Raw genomic sequence first — 17,903 nt, forward strand, 5'->3', positions numbered from 1 at the left:
GTGCGAAAACAGAGCACGAAAATGGTCAAAAATAGCCAAAAGGACAAAAAAGCGTCTGTTTTTAATGGTAGCTATTTTCTACTTTTCCAGCTTGCCGATGATCAAAAGCTGACTTGCATAGACGGCATTCTCGGCATACTTGCGCGGATCGGAGATGGTCTGGTTGCGGTTTTTGAGAATGGTAGCTTTGTCGAGCGGTTCCGGCGAAACCGTCAGCGTAATGGTGTGCGTGCCTTCGTCCAGGGTCGGCAAAAAGAAATAATGCGAGCGGTAATAGGTGGCATAACTGTCGAAACGGGGATACAGCGCACCGGGCGTGCCATCGACCGTCACAGCATATTGCCCGCAACCGGGGCCGATAACGTCGTAAATCCCCGCCATCGTACCTTTGATTTTGAACTGAATCGACGCGCCGGGCTGGTTCGATTTCAGGAGGTAGGGAAACCGGTTACGGAGTTGGCGGGCCACGGTATCGGTCGTCGGGGTCAACTCTTTCCAGTCGCCCTGTCGGGTCAGTGATTGCACCGAAATCATCTGCGCGTTTTCCCAGTTGTCGGACACAAACGGTTTCGGGATGGCATGGGAACCGGGTTTGCCCACGGTGGCAATCTGTTGCAACGCTTTGCTCAACGCTTCCACATACAGCCGGTGACCGGTATCCGAATACGGGTGCGTTTTGTCGGGGGCAAAAACCGTCTTATCGGGAAAATCTTCTTTTTTACCGCCCCAAACCAGCTTTCCCTGACGGTCTAACCGAATCACTTCCAGCCCCATATGCACCGACGGAATTCCGTAATGATTCGCAATTTCTTCCATCGCCCGCACGGAGTTTGGCATCCGGTGTGCCAGCAAGGCCGGAGCCATCGGGGCATTCAGGGTGTAGACGAAACAAATGTCAGTGCGCCGGTTTTGCCGCCAGATTTGCCGAACAATGCCTTCCATCGCTTTGTGAATTTTGGCCGGTTGCTGACCGCCATCGTTGACGGCAAATTCGACAAACACCAGGTCCGGTTTATGCACCAGCACATGCTCTTTCAGCCGGAAAACGCCCAGGTCGGAGCCGGTTCCGCCAATGGCCGCGTTGATGTGCGTCAGGTTGGCTTTCGGGTATTGCTGCTGCAACCAGTTCAGTGATTGCTCACGCCAGCCATTTCCGGCCTCCGTAATGCTGCCACCAAAATAGGCGATGGAAACCGGGCCACCTTTCTGCACCTTCTGAAAAAAATTGGGCAACCCTTCCCGGCCCAGAAACTCCCGGCTTTCGGATAAGGTATCGGTCTGCGCCTGCGCAAAACCGGAATAACTGAGGATAACAATCGAAAAAAGAGTACTCAAAAAATGTCGCATGATGGATCAATGATTAGTTCTGTTCGTGTTGGGCAACCATCTGGTCGAATTCCTGCGCCACCGCCGAATCCAGCCGGGCCTTGTTGCGCCAGGCCATCGTTCCGTAAACACCCGCCTGGCTGTAATCGAACGGTTTGAAGCCAATCCGGCTGACCACGTCGGTATTTTTTAACCGAAAATCGAACGTTTTCGGGTCGATAAACCCCGGATCGGCTACAATGGAATGCGGGTCTTTTCCCCCCTCCTGCCACTCTTTCACGGATTGCTTGCCAAAAACCGGCTCTTTCGCGCGGGCATCCCAGTAGCAATTCTGGTCGGCCAGCAGGTTGAATTTCGCCCAGTTGCTGCTCAGCAAGGTACCACTGTTGTAATAAACGATGTTGTTGGTGAACAAAAACGACCGGTGCGGTTCGACGCGGGTGGCCTGGAGCTGCGCCTTGATGTTGTCGGCAAAAATGTTGTTGCGGATGATGTTGTCCTTGCCGTAATGTTGGTGAAAACCGGAGCTTTTGCAGGCATACACCAGGTTGTTTTCCATCACAATATCCGTCGAACCCTCGTCGGTATACAGCCCCCAGCCGCCGTAATCGAAGGCATAAATGTGGTGTATCACGTTGTTCGACACCACGGTTCCCTCCGAAACGCCGAGCGTATAGACTCCGCCCATGTCGCTCAGAACGCCCCAGCCGAGGTGGTGAATGTGGTTGAACTCGACCCGGTTTCGCTTGGACGGACTGAAAGCGTAGCCCCACACCCAGCCGACCGACACACCGGAATACCGGAAGTCAGCCACTTCGTTGTGGGACAGCACATTATCCCGACCGTGAAAGATCGTCAGGGCCACGGCACAGGGAAAAACGTGGCCGCCCGAACGCAGGATGTTGTTGTCGACCGTAATGTGGCGGGTCAGTTCCGACGAATCGGGCCGGATGACGGTTTCGCCGATTTTGACGCCACTCGCGCCCAGATCGTGCAGGTAACACCGCTCCACCCGGCCGTTGGCGCAGGCCCGCCGAAACCAGATGCCACTGCCGCCCGTATGCGCAATTTCACAATCGATAAAGCTGATCTGATCGGCAAAATCGAGTTGAATGGTGGCTTCCACACGCGCGGCCGCCTGCTCCGGTTCCACACCAAAGGGCGGCATTCGGTAGCCCGCCACCTGAAACGACAGGTTTTCAAACCGGATGTTTTTCACCCGTTTTCTGCCGGTTTCATCGCCTTTGATTACGACGAACTTCTCATTGACCGGCGCAAAAACCGTGACGGTATTGATGGTTTCGCCGGGCCGGGGGCGGTAATATAAGGTGCCGTTTTTTTCGAGAAACCACTCGCCGGGGGCGTCCAGCGCAGCTTTCAGGTTTTCGATGACAAACAGGGAATGGTTGGTAATTTTATTCCAGGGTTTCATGCCTTCGCCCGCGATGTAGAGCGCCGTATCAGCTTTGCTAACGGCCAGCACCGGTTTGCGGGTGTTGTCCCAGTGGTGATAGAACGTCAAAACCGCCTGACTCAACTCGGCTTCCGGGAGCCGGGCCAGCCAGTCCAGACTCTCCGGCGAAACCGTAATTTTCTGCGCGGCAAAATCGGCAAACGGCCCCGTTCCTTTGCTCAGGACCGTTTCGGAGACGGCTTTCGGCCGAAAAAAACCGGTGTTGGGCGTTTGGGCGCGAACGACCCGCTGGCCGTTGACGTACAATTGTTCGAACATCCAGCCATACCGGCGCACTTCTGGCACGTCGGTTTTCCAGAGGTCGTCCGACACTTTCTCAAACCGGTTCAGACGCAGGCCTCCGTAAAAAACCGGGGTGCTGCCTGCTTCACCTTTGATCACCAGCGGAGCGGTTTCGGTACCGGAATCTTCGGCGGTCAGCATCAAGGGTTCATTCAGAAGGTATTCCCCTTTCCGAACCACAATTTCGATGGGTTTGGTGGGCGGCTTTTGTCGGCGCAGCAGCCGGGCGCGGTTGCGGGCACCCGTGAGCGTTGCCAGCGGTTTCTGGATCGTTCCGGGATTTTTGTCGCTGCCCGAAGGAGCCACGTAGATCGTTTGGGCAACGGATTCAATCACCAGCAGAAAAAGGCTGGAAAGCAGGAAAAGAGGAACGGTTTTGCGCATGGTTTAGGAAATAGACTCCCTTCAAAAGCCGGTCGCAGCCGCATTTTACTAGTGAGTAAACGGCAAACCCAAAAGTAGTTTCGGCAACCCGACTTGCTAGGCTTTTTTCAGCCACCGGTCAAACCAGTCAAAGGCATCGGTCTGCATAGTCTCGTCAAACTTGTGCCCGCCGTCGTAAAACCGTGCCGCATAGCGATCTGCGGCCCCGGCTTTTTTAAAAACCTCACCCAGGATTTTATCGGCGGTTTTCATTTCGGGGAGCGTATACAACTCATCCTGGTTGTTGCATTGAATCATGGTGGGAAGCGGCACCCGCAGGCCCAGAATTTCCGGAAAATCAAGGTAGCGGGGCAACAAAGGCGTATAGGTCATCCACGTATGCGTATAGGTTTTATGTAGGGTCAGGTCGTCCCAGGTCGTCATGAACCCGACGCAGACACAGCATTTGATCCGGGCATCCATGCCGGCCAGGTACACGGTTCGCAGCCCTCCGCCCGACAAACCCCCGCAACCAACCCGCTGCGGGTCAACATCTTTCCGGCCACACAAAATGGACAGCGCAACCTGATCTTCGGATAGAAAAACACCCGGCCAGGTGGTACCCGCACAAAACAGGGACTTCGACATGACGTGTTCATGCTCGGACGACCATTTATTATAGGCCTCGATGTGCTCCTTTTTTTCCGGATCCGCATCGGTCTTCCCCCTCGTATCGAGTCCTTCGTATTTCAAATCGACCACATCCTCATACAACACCCGCCGGCTTCCAAACGCAAACGCATCGTGCACCAGCACTACATACCCCCGCTTGGCCACATCATTGGCCCAGGCCCTTCCGCTGTAATCCTCAAGCTGGTGCTCAGTTAGTAATGGATGCTGATCGTCCCCAGTTTTGACGATTTTTCGATACCCAAAATATTTCTTCCCGGCGTGGTCATGAAGGGCCAGAATGGCGGGCAACGGTTCTTTGGCTCCCTTGGGCTTCAGAACAACCGCCCTCGTGGGCCGACCGTAAGGAAGCTGCCAGCTAATCTCCTCGATCATCAGTCCGTCATACTCGAAGGTCCGGTCAATGCGGACCTCGGGTGTGGCCGGTTGCGGGGGAGCTGCCACCAATTCCCGGGTCTTTTCCAGGGCTTCCTTTTTCCAGCGGGTCAACTGCTCCGGCTTCCACCGGGCATTCCGGAACGAAAGAGAAGGCTGCGTTTGAAGCGAGGCCGCCCAGGAACCGTAGGCGCCGATTATACTCTTTGTTTCCGGTACCATTTCGGGTGATCGGGGATTGGTTAGACGTTCCCCAACCATATCAAAGTCAATGCCGGGAGGCAAAAAAGGAACGGTACCAGTAAGAACTGATGCCTTGATAAATGTTCTGCGGGTTGGGTTAGATTTCATATCGACTTTAGCCATTTCGTACGCGTCGGCCAAAGATATTTGTCCCGGAACAGAAAAGAAGGGAACACCCGCTAATTTTAGCGAATTGAGGCTGAATCGGGCTAGCCTCCCGGGTCCACGATTAGGTCGGCTTCCCTACGCGGGCCACTTCCTTCGCATTGAGGTCGCTGGCCTGATGGGTCGAAATCCGGGATTTCTTCCCTGCTTTTTTTCCCCGAAACCACCAGATCAGAAAACCGGTTACGGGTAAACTGGCCCCGATCAGACTGACGAAGAAGGCCAGAATTTTCGTGGGCAGCCCCCCAATCTGTCCGACGTGAATGTCGAAATTCATCCGGTAAAGCTTCTCTCCTGCCGATAGCTCTTCATACTTTCGCGACGCTTCAGATGGCAATTCTCTCAACGTGTTCTGATCAAAAAACCGTTCGTAAGTTTTATAAATGGTTCCTTCTTTCGGATTGATGGCCACCTCAAACGGGTCTTTTGCTTCCTTGGGAAACGCTATACTGAGTCGGGCCAGCTCACCCGGTTGCTCCCGGCGGACCAACTGCCAGAGCCGATCTTCGGGTTTCGAATACAAACGGACGGTCTGGGTGGTATCGGATACCGGGTCACCTTTCTCACTTCCGTAAATGCCCGCATACGGTTTCCCGGTCAATGCCCAGAAATACGCTTTGTCGAACCACCGAAAACTGTAGACGATCCCGGAAATTGTCAAGGCCAGGGCCACCAGCAGGGAATAAAAGCCCAGTACGTTGTGCAGATCCAGATTTACCCGCTTCCAGTTTGCCTTCCATTTGATGGCGAAACTCTTCTGACGGGTCGCTGAGGTCCATTTTTTCGGGTACCACCAGATCAGCCCCGTAATCATGGTAATCACAAAAATCAGGCAGGCGGTTCCGACGACGGGGCTGCCGATTTTGGGAGGAAGAAAGAAAAACCGGTGCCCGCTTCGGACGAAAATGAAAAACGATTCGGCGGTGGAAGGGCCTTTTTTATGGTGAATAATCGCTCCCGTATACGGATTCAGAAAAACCTGCTGATACTTGCCTTCCGAAAGCGGATAGGTCGTAAAAACGGATTTATTCGACGCGCCGTAGGTAATCGCCGTGAACGCAACGTGCTTTTTCTCTTGTTGAAAAGCGAACGCATCGGCTTTTTCCAACAACACCGAGGGCGGCATAAAGGGCTTGTTTTGAGGAATAACCCGTTGATAAGGCTCCGTAAAATACCAGACCTCATACCGAAACACCCAAAAACAGGCAGTTATACACACCACAAATACGACGATGCCCGAAAACAGGCCCAGCCATAGGTGGAGCCATTCGTTGACGCGTCGGAAAAGAGAGCGGTTCGATTTCTTCATGATTGCCGGACAATAGAAAGGAACCGGGAGTTGCCTTTCAGCAACGCCCGGTCGGTTAGAACTTGAAGGTCAGTGAACCCGTTACCTGCCGCAGTGGCTGGGGCAAACCCCAGTTGGAGAAATAAGCAACATCGGCCAGGTTATTGCCTTTGAGCGTGAACCGCCATTTCGGCTGGTCGAAAAACACCGACGCATTGAGGACGGTATACCCCGGAATGGTGATCAGATTAGCCGCGTCGAAATAGCAATCCGAAACGTAATTACCGCCGAAACCCAAGCCCAGGTTTCGCAGCGTTTTTCCTGAAAACTTGTACGTCACCCAGAGATTGGCAAAATCCGTGGGAGCCTGAGCGACGTAATTGCCGACAAAATCAGCGGCTTTCACCACTTTATTTTCATTCTTTGAATAACCGGCAACGATATTCAGCCCCGTTACCGGGTTACCGATCAGTTCAATTTCGTATCCTTTGCTTTGCTGGGAGCCATCCTGAAGCGTGAAGCTATTTTCGACGCGGGTCGCGTTGCGAATGGCAATGTCGTAGTAACTGACACTTCCGCTGAGTTTCCGGTTGAACGCTTCGGCCTTCACGCCCACCTCCCACTGGTTGGCATTCAGGGGTTTAAAGACTGAGGTTGTTCCATCGGGCTGAACCACGGGCGCCACATTCTGGAAACCGTTCATGTAATTCCCGAATACCGACACCTGATCCGGCACAAGCTGGTAAACAAACCCGAATTTGGGCGATACCGCCGTCTGTTCGTAGTCATTTTTAGCGGCAACGCCATTGGTGATGGTTGGTTTGTTCACAAAACGGTCCACCCGCACACTCAGCATCACGACCAGTTTCCGGGTCAGATTGATCACATCCGACGCGTAGGCGCTGTAGGTACTCAGCTTCGTCTCGTTATTGGAATTGGTTTTGGTCGCTACGATGGCGTTCACTTTTTCCAGATTGATGCCGGGAATCGGCCGCTTCGTATTGACAACATCGTAGGTGCCGACGTCCGTAAACCGGAGCTGACTCGTGAAGGTGTAAAGATCCACCCCCACCAACAGCCGGTTTCGGAAGCCACCCACCTGAAAATTGCCCACAAAATTCTGCTGGGCGTTGAGGGAGGTAAAAATCCGGGGGCCGTAGTTCGAGATGTTGCGGTTAAAGGTGGTATCGCTGGTCCAGTTGGGATAAATCTGGTTGCTGTGTTCGATGCGGTTATTGCCAATGGCCACGTTTGTTTGAGAGGTCCACTGCGGATTGATCACGTACCGGGCACCCGCCGAATAATTCAGTGCGGTAATACTGGCGTCGATGTTTTCTCCACCCAGCGATGTTTTGATGGGAATGGGAATATCCTTGAAGTTACGATAAGACGTTCTCGGTAAGTTTTGATAATACGCCACCGTCGATCGATTCGTCGAATTAAGCTCCGCGTCGAATAAAAAAGACAACCGCTCATCCACTTTGTACGACAGACTGGGCGTAACCGTATAGCGACGGTTGTGACCATAATTCTGGAACGACCCTTCCGAGTGAGCAGCCGCATTGATTCGAAACAAAACCGTTTTGTCGGCGTTCAACGGCGTATTGATGTCGGCCGTAAAGCGGCTCAGTTCATAACTCCCCGCCGTGTAGGCAACCTCGCCTTTGAACGTTTCGAACGGTTTTTTCGTGACCTGGTTGATCAGTCCGCCAAAACCCACCAGGCTGGAACCAAACAAGGTGCCGGAAGGGCCTTTGATGACTTCCACGCGTTCCAGGTTGATGACATCCGACTGGTAAATCTGAACAGCCATGCCATTGCGGATGGTTGTGTTCGCCGTAAATCCCCGGATGGTGGCACCTGTTCCGCCCGCCGGATTATTAAGCGGGGCAACGCCCGGCACGTTCCGCAACGTCTCTTTGAAATCGGTGATCACCTGGTCGCTGATTAACGCTTTGTTGACGGCGGTGTAGACTTGCGGGTTTTCCAGATTTTTAAGCGGCAAACGGGCCACGTACTCCGATTCTTTATGGGCAAATTTGTTCACATTGCCCCGCACCCAGACTTCCTGCAAGGTGTTCGAATCCTCGTTGAGGCTGATGGCCGGAATCGTGGTCGTTTCATTCGGTGCAACGGTCACATTCCGTTCAACCGGTGAATAGCCGAGTAATTGAACAACCACCGTTTGCGGGCCTTCCGGTACATTTTTGATCAGGTATTCACCTTTTTCATTCGTAATCGACCCTTTGGTCAATCCTTTCAATGAAACGTTTACGAATCCGGCGGGTTTGCCGTCGGCGGTTTGTACATAGCCTTTGATGGTTCCTTTGCCAGCTTCTCCCGGTCGGTTTTCTGCGTGGGACGTGGAGAAGAAAATTTGGACAAAGAGGAGGCAAATGCTTATCCTGAAGATAAGCACAAGGTGTGTAAAATGTTTCATACTTTTGTTTACTCTGTTAATCGTTTTAGCGGATGATTTGACGGATACCCGGTGTAAGGTTTGGCGACAGTGCACCGGGGTTTTTATGGATTAGCAATAAGTAAAAGACCGATTCAACTCTTTCTGGCAATCTTTATACTTATTTAGACTTATTAAAAATAATTGAACAAACATACGATAGATCAGAAGCGATCGCAACTATTTTGGCAAAAAATAGCGCTTTCACGCTCTGTTGGCCTTTCGTGGAGATTGTAAACAGGAGTTGTTAGCAGCAAGATTGGCAAACGGCCCGGTTGGGTTACACATACGTCGTGGGTCAGGTGCTGCGCGTGATAGTAGTTAAAAAAACCGCTTCTCACTGGCGTTGGTACCATTTCTCCAGTTTCGTCATCAACTCTTCCAGTTTGATCGGCTTACCGAGAAAGTCATTCATCCCGGCATCGAGGCATTCCTGCTCGTTTCCCTCCAGGGCATTGGCCGTCAGGGCAATAATAACCGGCTGTTTGACAATCGTCTGCCGAATCAGCCGGGTGGCCTCCAGGCCATCCATAACCGGCATCTGCATATCCATCAGGATCAGCCCATATTCTTTCTGGTGGGCGGCTTCAAGGGCTTCCTGCCCGTTGTTGGCCAGGTCGGGTTGGTAGCCCAGTTTTTGCAGGATGTGCAGAATCACCTGCCGGTTAATTTGATTATCCTCCGCTACGAGGACATCGAAAGGATATTTTTTACAAAAATCAATCGATAGCTTTTTCGGGGTAAGGGTTAAAGGAACCGTGGGCTGTTGCTGCTGAAACGCATTCTGGATGTGTTTGCTGAGAAAATGCTGCCTGATGGGCTTCGTTAGAATCGAAACGAAAAGCTGCCGCTGTTCATCCTTCACTTCTTCCCCGATGGAACTGAGCAGGATGATCGGCATTTGGGAAAAACGCGCCCGGATGTGCCCGGCCAGCATCACCCCATCCATTCCCGGCATCTGCATATCGGTAATGACCAGATCGATGGCGGAGTCGGTAGCCAGCAACTCCAGCGCTTCTTCTCCGGAAGAGGTTAACACGGGCAGCATCTTCCAGGACTCGAACTGGCGTTTCAGGATGGTTCGATTCGTGGCATTGTCGTCCACCACCAGAATTCGTTTGCCCTCCTGGTTTGCCATGTTGTAACTGGCGTAGGGCACCAGGTTTTTTGTTCCGGTGCGGGTCCTCATCGTAAAGGAAAAGGTAGAGCCCCGCCCCGGTTCGCTACAAACCAGAATATCGCCCCCCATCAATTGCACCAGCTTCCGGGAGATCACCAGGCCTAGTCCCGTACCACCATACTGCCGCGTTGTAGACGAATCCACCTGGGAGAAGGCTTTGAAAAGCCGGCTTACCTTATCCGCCGGAATACCAATTCCCGTGTCCTGCACATCGAACGTTACGGACAGTTGCCCATCCGCGTCGCCTTTTTTCAGCTTCACAAAAATGCAGACTTCGCCCTCTTTGGTAAACTTTATCGCATTCCCAATCAGGTTGATCAGCACCTGCCGCAGCCGCAGCGGGTCGCCCACAATCTGCCCCGGCACATTCTCATCAATTTCATAAACCAGATCAAGCCCGAGTTTGGTGGCCCGGGTTCCGAACATATCCAGAACATCCTCGATACACTGACGCAGGTTAAAATCCTCGTTTTCAAGCTCCAGATTGCCCGATTCAATTTTTGAAAAATCAAGAATGTCGTTGATCACGTTGAGCAACGTATCCCCGCAACTGGCAATCGTCTCGGTAAACATCTGCTGTTCTTCGGACAGGGCGGTTTCCTGCAGCAGGCTCACCATGCCAATCACGCCATTCATCGGCGTACGGATTTCGTGGCTCATCGTGGCCAGGAAAATGCTCTTGGCCCGGTTTGCTTTTTCGGCCTCGTTGCGGGCTCGTTCCAGTTCGAGGTTCGATGCCCGGAGTTGTTCGTTGGTTTTTTTCTGGAGTTCTTCATTGCGTTTTCGCTCCAGCGAAAGGTGGGCTTCCTTTTGCAACTCCACCATTTCCATCGCCTGGCTGAATTGCAATTCACTGTATTTACGGAGCAGATGGGACCACAGGCCGCAAATAAAAAAGATCACGGCAGCCAGCAGAATGTGAATGACAAAGGTGGACAGGTCGAAGTAATCCAGCCGGGTAAAATAAATCCCCTCGACTCCGCTGTTCTGTAAGTACCCAAAAACCGCATGATGAACCAGCACAACGATCAGAAACGGGATCTGCAATTTCCATTTCTGGTACGTAATCAACAGTGCACTGCCTATAAAGGCAAAAAAATGCATTTCAAACAGCCCGTGCATCTGGTAAATAAACTGGGCCATAAAAATCCCGAGCACCGTGCTCAAAACGTACTGGTAAAGATCCGACGAAGGCAGAGCTTGTTTAACGGAATAATAAGCCACCAGCGACAAACCGCCAACCCCGAAAGCGATCAGCCAGGTGTCGTAAAAACCCGCGAATGCCAGACCAATCAAAAAATAACCGCCTAAAAAATAATTCATCAGGCGGTCGGATCGCTCCTGCACGCCATACAGAAAATCATGAGCAGAACGCCCAGTTGCGACCGGCGTGTGCTGGTTATAATCCATCATCGGTTTTGCAATAAGGCAGACTACAGCCGTAGGCGGTTAAGGCCCGCGGATCGAACGCTTTTGGGAAATCATGCCGCAGCAAGGCGGTCAGGGCCAGTTCGGCGTAGTTGGTTTTTTTGTCCGTACAATACCGGCTCCGGTTGTAATTCCCCCGGTAATAGAGTCGGTGATTTGCATCCAGAATCACGGCCTGAGGGGTGGAATAGACGCCACACCGGGTAGCGACCGACGGATCGACTAAAACCGGCAGATTCAGACCCAACCTTTCCTGAATTTCCCGGGTGGCATAGACATTCCTGCTCATGACCACCACGACGAAATTGACAGCCTGGCCATACTGCCGAACCAGGGTTTTAAAATGGGTCTTGTTAAACCGTGAACACGGGCAATCCGGATTATAGAAATGAAGAAATACCGGTTTATCAGCCTGCCAGGACAGCAGCCCATCCAGGGCAATCAGTTTTCCGGTCTTTACCGGTTTATACGCTTCGGGGAGCGGAGTTGGTAATTGATAGAGCCAGTCATTGTACCAGAATAAGGCCCCCACGGCTGACATCAGCACCAGCAGCCAGAGCATCACGAAGCTTTTTCTTACCCTATTCTCACTGGGTTTGGTCCGTTTAACGGCAATTCCCATAGCACTAAAAATGAAGTTACGTTCTCGAAAATCCGGTGTGGCAGCTTGATTGCGGGCATTGACCGCCGGGGTGTGGGTAGGGTAATTAGTGCAAAAGCAGTGCCAAGTCGGTTACAAAATGGGCATAAACGCTGACCGTATGCTCGTTTTATGCGGGGTTACGAATACCGCTACCACGGCCTGTTTATCGGGTTATTCTGAAAAACTACATTTTATTTGTATATACAAAAATATAAAATAGATTTGCGTCCTATGATACCTAGCGGTTGCCTTGTGTATGATGCGTCAACTTTACCTCATTGGCGGCTTACTTGCCTTATCACATTGGACAACAGCGCAGTCCAACGATCAGAACTATGTCCTGACCCGAACGTATAAAGTTCGGGCGGCCACCGAAGCGACCGGTATTTCATACAACGGTACGCCCAATCAGGTCGCGACGCAGGTGGTTTATTTCGATGGTCTGGGGCAACCCACCCAACAAATTGCGGCTTTTGCCGGCAACATTGGCCAAGACCTGATGACCCGCACCGTGCACGATGCCTACGGACGCCCCTCGCAAACGTTCGCACCCGTAGCCGCTCCCGGCAACAACGGCGGCTGGGTTAGCAACCCGATCGGAACCTATTACAACTCGGCGGAGGTCTGTTTACCCACGGCCAATTATTATGACCAGTCGGTCTATGAATCTTCGCCCCTCAATCGCCCCACCGAGCAGCGGGCCATCGGTGTAGCAACCGGCGTCCGGACTACTTACCAGACCAACACCGCCAATTCCGTGATTCGCTATCAGGTATCCGGCCCCAATTTACGGGACCTGGGCGTAAACGGCTATTACGCAGCCAACACCCTGACGCTGACGGAGGTCAAAGACGAAAATAACACGACGACACAGACGTTTCACGACTCCGAAAAGCGCGTGGTGCTCCGGCGGGTGGTGCTGTCAACGGAAAATCTGGATACCTATTACATCTACGACGAGCCCGGCCAGCTCCGGTTTGTGTTGCAGCCACAATTTCAGTTGGAAGGTAACCTCGATCGGTTTGCTTTCATGTACCAGTTCAACAACCGGGGGCTGGTGATCCGTAAAAAAGTGCCCGGAGCCGGTGAACAAACAATGCTGTATGACAGCCGCGACCGGCTCAGCAGTGTGACCGATGCCCGGGGCATCATTTTTACCCACCAGTACGATGAGTTGAATCGCCCTACCCAGGTGTTGGTTAACAACAACATCCCGATTCAGTACACCTATTACGACAATTACGGTTTTAGTCTCTTTGCCAACGGGGGATTTGTCAATGAATTGGGGCTGACTGCGGCCGATCACTTTGTCAGTAATCCCCAGTCCGAATCGCGCAAGGGGCTGATGACGGGCCAATCGGTGCGGCTCCTGAATGCCAGTGGCGGCTACGACAACTGGTACCAAACCGTTTTTTACTACGATAACCGCAACCGGCTCATTCAACAAAACCGGCAATTATTCGGCCTGTCGGGTTCGGCCTACGAACGCATTTCGTACCAGTACGATTTTGCGGGCAAGCGGGTCCTGGAGCGAACGACGCAGTATACCGGCAGCATCACCTACCGCATCGACAAGACCTTTAGTTACGACCAGGCCGACCGATTGACCCAGGTGCAGCATACGGTTTACGAAAACGGCGTCCCGGTGAAGAGCTACGAACACAGTCGCCAAACCTACAACCAGGTGGGGCTGCTGGCCAGTGAGGAATGGAATACGGGCAACCTGGGTCAGCTCTACAAATACACCGCCCGGGGCTGGCTCTGCGAGCAGCAAAGTACCAAAGGACCCGGTTTTAGCCACACGTTACAGTACCAGCCCAATGGCAACGTCCAGTCGATGAGTGTCAGTACCAACGGCCAGTACAGCGGCTCGCGGAGCTTCACTTACGATCTGGCCAACCGGCTGACGGCCACCAGCGGCAGCGGGAGTCTGGGCGGTTTCGACGAAAACAACATCGCCTACGACCGCAACGGCAATATAAAAACGCTAAACCGAACCTGGAACGGTCAGTTGATCGATCAATTGAATTACTTTTACACCGGCAATCAGGTCCACCGCATTGGCGACGGGGGCAACAACGCGCTGGCCGAAAAGGGGTTTGCCAACGCCACCGATTACGACAACGAGCTCGTGTACGATGCCAATGGCAACCTGACCAGCGATGCCAACCGGGCCATCAATGCCATTAGCTACAACGTGCTGAACCTGCCCCGGCAGGTGAATGTCGGCGCCAATTATGTGCAATACGATTACGACGCCCTGGGCCGGAAACGGCGCATGACGGGGCCGGGCGGGGTGGCCACCACCTACGAGGGCGATTTTGAATACAATGCCAACGGAACGCTGCTGCGGATTGGGCTGGAAGAAGGGCAACTGGTCCGCAGCAATTCAGGCGTCTATTCCGTGCAGTATTACTACCGCGACCACTTGGGCAACGTGCGGCAGGTCGTGAGTGACAACGGGGCGGTGGTCCAGCAAACGGAGTACTACGGTTTTGGTCTGGCGGTGCTGCGGCAAGGCGATGTCAACACCAACAAGTACCTCTACAACGGCAAGGAGCAGCAGTTGCAAACGCCCTGGCTGGATTACGGGGCCCGGATGTACGATCCGACGATTGGGCGGTGGAGTGTGGTCGATCCCAAAACCGATGAGCAGGAAGCATTTAGCTCCTACCATTATACCTTTAATAACCCGGTCCGCTTCAGAGATCCCGATGGTCGGGAGCCATGCTGTGATGGAATCGTGGATTTCGTGACTGGGATCGGTCAGGCATTGAGCGACGACCTCGCCGGTGGGACACCAATACAGGTAAATCCAGGCAATGCGTCTACTTTTAACAGCGGATTGACGGTTGGTCATTATATCGCAATGGGTGTTGGTGCCGCCGAAATAGCCGCAGGTGCCATTGGCTTAGGCGGTTCAGCTGTAGCAGAAGTAGGAAGCCTTGGCCTGGCAACGCCGGCAGTTGTCGCTACGGCCGCCGGTTCTGCCGCGGTAGCGGCTCATGGTGCTGCTACGGGAATGAGGGCGGTTGAAAATTTGAGGAACGACAAAGGAAGGGTCAATGCGGAGGGAAAGTCTAATCCAAAGAGAGAAGCACGGGAAAGAGCCAAAGAGAAGAGAGAAGAACAACCAGCATCCGAAAAGAGAGCGAAGGATTTTGCTAAACAACTTGAAAAAGAGAAGGGTAAAGATGCAAGGCGAAATGCTCATGATGTAAAGGATAAAATAGGTAAAGACAGGACCATAAAAGAATTAAAAGAGGATTACAATCCTAAAAACCATTAATATTCTATGGATATCAAAGAAAAATTAAAAGATGCTCTTTGCAATAATAACTTGCATTTTTTAGAGGCTAACAAACTAAAGTATTCTATCGATGAACGCTTTCAAGATGAAGGCAATGACACACTTTTATTATATTCTATTAGTGACCCTAACTCTAATATGTATGATTATTTACTGAAAAGGGAAGCTGATATTACCCTTGTAAACGATGAAGGTGAAAATATTATACATAGTATAGTTTATTCAGGAGATAATAAGAGATTAGAAGAAATATTACGCAGTTATCATGTAAATATTAATCACCAGTCGAAAGATGGGGTAACTCCATTGTTGTTAGCTATCTCATTAGAAAAAAATAAAATAGCTCAAACTCTTATTTTTGCTGGTGCAGATGTCAATATTGCAGACTCCGAAGGTATTGCTCCGTTACATCTGGCGTGTCAATTTTCAGATTTAGACATGGTTAAATTATTGTTAGAAAATGGAGCAAACCTATTAAAAAAAACCAAAAAAGGGAACTTACCGCTAGCCTTAGCTGCGAATAGTGAGCAAGTAGAAATCGTGAAGCTCCTCTTTGACAGGATGTATCCGTAAATTTATTGCAGTATCTAAATGAGACAAATTTAGCTGAAAGGATTTTTTTATACGGATTATGTCTCGTTTATACCGAAAATAATTTCAAGCGGAAATTGAGTTATTCATCGATTTTTTATAGACTATGTAGGTGTATTTTGAAGCTAATATAACGGGATACCATCTATTAGAACTGATCCGAAAACAGGCGAAACAACCAATACCGCAACTTATAGGGAGAATCCAAAGAACCCCAGCGGATTTCAGGAAACAAAAAGAGTTGATATAACAGGAAATCAGCATAGAGGAGTACCAACACCACATGTTAAGGAACCTGGTACTAAAACAGTACGACCAGCAAGAAAGGATGAAATACCTAATCAATAAGTATAATGGAAAATAAGTATAAGACAAATTGGAACGAGACCGATTTTGAAAAAATGGGATGGCACGATTGTAAAATTTATTCCATTATTTCTGATGATAGTAATTTCAGAATAATATTCGACATTGACTATATCTTTGAATGGGTAAGTGACTCTAGAAGTGAATACTATAGTTTTTTACTATCACCATCTACTTTAATTTTCCATAATGTATGGGATTTAAAATTTGACTTAATAACAGACAGGGAGATTGAAATTTTGGATATACATAGAGGGGATCCTAAAAATCCTAAGAACAAGGATTTTATGGATAAAAAAGTAGAATGGGATTGGATTATAGAAACACAAAGTGGAACTATTTTATTTAAATCCGTAGGCTACGATCAATATAGTCGTGAGGTTCCTATTTTATCAGAACTACAAAACCTTGGTTTGGCTAGTCGAATGGAAATCCTGAAACTTTATAAAATACCTTACGTACCAGTAGCAGACTTAGAAAAAAACGAGTAAGAGTTGCTAATCGGGATGAGCTTACAAATCAATAATCTATGAATACACTTGATTGAATACAAGATTAGTATAAAAGCCAATGTGATGGAGACTGGGAGCATCAATATGGGCTCAAAATAATGACAATAGATAACCCCGGGCGGTATGTATAAATTGATTTGATATATACCAATCTTCAAGATTTAGAGATTGAAAATCAAAATTTCGATAAAACTGAAGATGACTGGTATGGATTTAGAATAAAAGAAGGAAAATTTGAAGGATTTGGTGATCCAAATAAATTAGAGAAAATTCTTGTGAAATTTAAAGAAATAGTAGAGTCTCGGTTCTTACCAGTTTAAACTTTCGATAATAAAATATTTTTAATTTGTCTATTTTACGCACTTATATAATCGGATCAGAAGTTAAGAAAAACTAGTGAAACGTGCGTTGTAACTCCTAGATTACGCCACTGAACTGTTCTTTGACATAATAAGATAATTTAATACTTCTCGGAGTACTACGGGTTTGGTCTGGCGGTGCTGCGGCAAAGCGATGTCAACACCAACAAGTACCTCTACAACGGCAAGGAGCAGCAGTTGCAACCCCCCTGGCTGGATTACGGGGCCCGGATGTATGATCCCACGATTGGGCGGTGGAGTGTGGTCGATCCGCTGGCGGAGAACTCCCTGCTGTTATCTCCTTATGCCTATGTCGCCAATAATCCGGCTCGGAATATCGATCCCGATGGGCAGGATTATCTGGATGGCATTCAAGGGCAGTATACCCGCAAGGATGGTTCGGTTGAATCCTATGATGCGGCAGGAAGAACCCAGACAATAACGCGGTTTGAGCAGGGCGATGAGCCGGGGAAAGGCAAAGTCGCAATCTCGGGAAAATCGCTGACAGCGATTAATTTACCGGGCCACGGTATTCGAAAAAATGGATCGGGAGATTTAGAAGCTTTTAATACAGATGCTGCGAATACAGTTCCCAACAATGAATTTGTTGATCCAACTGTTGCCCTTTTAGATTTTGTTTTAGGAACTAATTTCTCTGGCACCAAATCTGGCTTAGCAGAAGTAAACGGGAGATTGGTTTACGCATCAAGCCCAGCTTTGGGTGGATTAAGAAGTTGTTGGGGATTTTATAACTGGCTGAAAAAAGTGGGTGTCTGCTTACCTTTATGTTGCAACACAATGAAGGTATGGTTACTCAATTTAATGAGCTTACAGACACCCAATGGCAATT

Annotated in this window: 11 protein-coding genes and 1 pseudogene; 5 read left to right on the top strand and 7 right to left on the bottom strand. The window is 50.3% G+C overall.

The window, feature by feature from the left end; translation table 11 throughout:
* Window positions 1–78 precede the first annotated feature (78 nt).
* The 7 genes from ACS5NO_RS29195 to ACS5NO_RS29225 all read right to left on the bottom strand — a co-directional run bounded on the left by ACS5NO_RS29195 (window position 79) and on the right by ACS5NO_RS29225 (window position 11,894).
* Window positions 79–1,347, bottom strand: a complete 1,269-nt coding sequence (locus tag ACS5NO_RS29195; protein WP_439418405.1) for an SGNH/GDSL hydrolase family protein — start codon at window positions 1,345–1,347, stop codon at window positions 79–81.
* A 13-nt stretch (window positions 1,348–1,360) separates the two neighbouring features.
* Window positions 1,361–3,466 carry a right-handed parallel beta-helix repeat-containing protein gene (locus ACS5NO_RS29200; RefSeq protein ID WP_439418406.1) on the bottom strand — a complete coding sequence of 702 codons (2,106 nt, stop codon included), beginning with the start codon at window positions 3,464–3,466 and terminating at the stop codon, window positions 1,361–1,363.
* 96 nt (window positions 3,467–3,562) lie between these two features.
* The gene (locus ACS5NO_RS29205) at window positions 3,563–4,732 is read right to left on the bottom strand and encodes an alpha/beta hydrolase family protein (protein ID WP_439418407.1); all 1,170 of its coding nucleotides are present in this window, start codon (window positions 4,730–4,732) and stop codon (window positions 3,563–3,565) included.
* A 250-nt stretch (window positions 4,733–4,982) separates the two neighbouring features.
* Window positions 4,983–6,227, bottom strand: a complete 1,245-nt coding sequence (locus ACS5NO_RS29210) for a PepSY-associated TM helix domain-containing protein (RefSeq protein ID WP_439418408.1) — start codon at window positions 6,225–6,227, stop codon at window positions 4,983–4,985.
* Between the two features lie 55 nt (window positions 6,228–6,282).
* Window positions 6,283–8,646 carry a TonB-dependent siderophore receptor gene (locus ACS5NO_RS29215; protein ID WP_439418409.1) on the bottom strand — a complete coding sequence of 788 codons (2,364 nt, stop codon included), beginning with the start codon at window positions 8,644–8,646 and terminating at the stop codon, window positions 6,283–6,285.
* A gap of 355 nt (window positions 8,647–9,001) precedes the next feature.
* Window positions 9,002–11,257 carry a response regulator gene (locus tag ACS5NO_RS29220; RefSeq protein ID WP_439418410.1) on the bottom strand — a complete coding sequence of 752 codons (2,256 nt, stop codon included), beginning with the start codon at window positions 11,255–11,257 and terminating at the stop codon, window positions 9,002–9,004.
* Window positions 11,244–11,894, bottom strand: coding sequence for a TlpA family protein disulfide reductase (locus ACS5NO_RS29225; RefSeq protein WP_439418411.1), 651 nt, complete (start codon window positions 11,892–11,894; stop codon window positions 11,244–11,246). The genes ACS5NO_RS29220 and ACS5NO_RS29225 overlap by 14 nt, the downstream gene beginning before the upstream one ends.
* Window positions 11,895–12,171: 277 nt before the next feature.
* On the opposite strand from ACS5NO_RS29225, the gene ACS5NO_RS29230 reads away from it, so the two are divergent.
* From ACS5NO_RS29230 to ACS5NO_RS29250, 5 genes and pseudogenes are all read left to right on the top strand, one after another.
* The gene (locus tag ACS5NO_RS29230; RefSeq protein ID WP_439418412.1) at window positions 12,172–15,204 is read left to right on the top strand and encodes an RHS repeat domain-containing protein; all 3,033 of its coding nucleotides are present in this window, start codon (window positions 12,172–12,174) and stop codon (window positions 15,202–15,204) included.
* Between the two features lie 6 nt (window positions 15,205–15,210).
* On the top strand, window positions 15,211–15,798 hold the full coding sequence (locus ACS5NO_RS29235) for an ankyrin repeat domain-containing protein (RefSeq protein WP_439418413.1): 588 nt from the start codon (window positions 15,211–15,213) through the stop codon (window positions 15,796–15,798).
* A gap of 371 nt (window positions 15,799–16,169) precedes the next feature.
* Window positions 16,170–16,673 (top strand): hypothetical protein, encoded by a 504-nt coding sequence (locus ACS5NO_RS29240; protein WP_439418414.1) that lies wholly within the window; start codon window positions 16,170–16,172, stop codon window positions 16,671–16,673.
* Between the two features lie 80 nt (window positions 16,674–16,753).
* Window positions 16,754–17,014: pseudogene (locus ACS5NO_RS29245) on the top strand (immunity 53 family protein); the annotation flags it as partial.
* Between the two features lie 177 nt (window positions 17,015–17,191).
* Window positions 17,192–17,903, top strand: a 712-nt coding sequence (locus tag ACS5NO_RS29250) for an RHS repeat-associated core domain-containing protein (protein ID WP_439418415.1), incomplete at its 3' end; no start/stop codon positions are given.

Source organism: Larkinella fluvii (assembly GCF_051857545.1).
In the GTDB taxonomy this organism is placed as follows: domain Bacteria; phylum Bacteroidota; class Bacteroidia; order Cytophagales; family Spirosomataceae; genus Larkinella.

Bases quoted from the DNA above. Each gene is read 5' to 3' on its own strand.
- ACS5NO_RS29220 (WP_439418410.1), bottom strand. From the start codon at position 11,257: ATGATGGATTATAACCAGCACACGCCGGTCGCAACTGGGCGTTCTGCT.
- ACS5NO_RS29215 (WP_439418409.1), bottom strand. From the start codon at position 8,646: ATGAAACATTTTACACACCTTGTGCTTATCTTCAGGATAAGCATTTGC.
- ACS5NO_RS29195 (WP_439418405.1), bottom strand. From the start codon at position 1,347: ATGCGACATTTTTTGAGTACTCTTTTTTCGATTGTTATCCTCAGTTAT.
- ACS5NO_RS29240 (WP_439418414.1), top strand. From the start codon at position 16,170: ATGGAAAATAAGTATAAGACAAATTGGAACGAGACCGATTTTGAAAAA.
- ACS5NO_RS29205 (WP_439418407.1), bottom strand. From the start codon at position 4,732: ATGGTACCGGAAACAAAGAGTATAATCGGCGCCTACGGTTCCTGGGCG.
- ACS5NO_RS29225 (WP_439418411.1), bottom strand. From the start codon at position 11,894: ATGGGAATTGCCGTTAAACGGACCAAACCCAGTGAGAATAGGGTAAGA.
- ACS5NO_RS29235 (WP_439418413.1), top strand. From the start codon at position 15,211: ATGGATATCAAAGAAAAATTAAAAGATGCTCTTTGCAATAATAACTTG.
- ACS5NO_RS29210 (WP_439418408.1), bottom strand. From the start codon at position 6,227: ATGAAGAAATCGAACCGCTCTCTTTTCCGACGCGTCAACGAATGGCTC.
- ACS5NO_RS29200 (WP_439418406.1), bottom strand. From the start codon at position 3,466: ATGCGCAAAACCGTTCCTCTTTTCCTGCTTTCCAGCCTTTTTCTGCTG.
- ACS5NO_RS29230 (WP_439418412.1), top strand. From the start codon at position 12,172: ATGATGCGTCAACTTTACCTCATTGGCGGCTTACTTGCCTTATCACAT.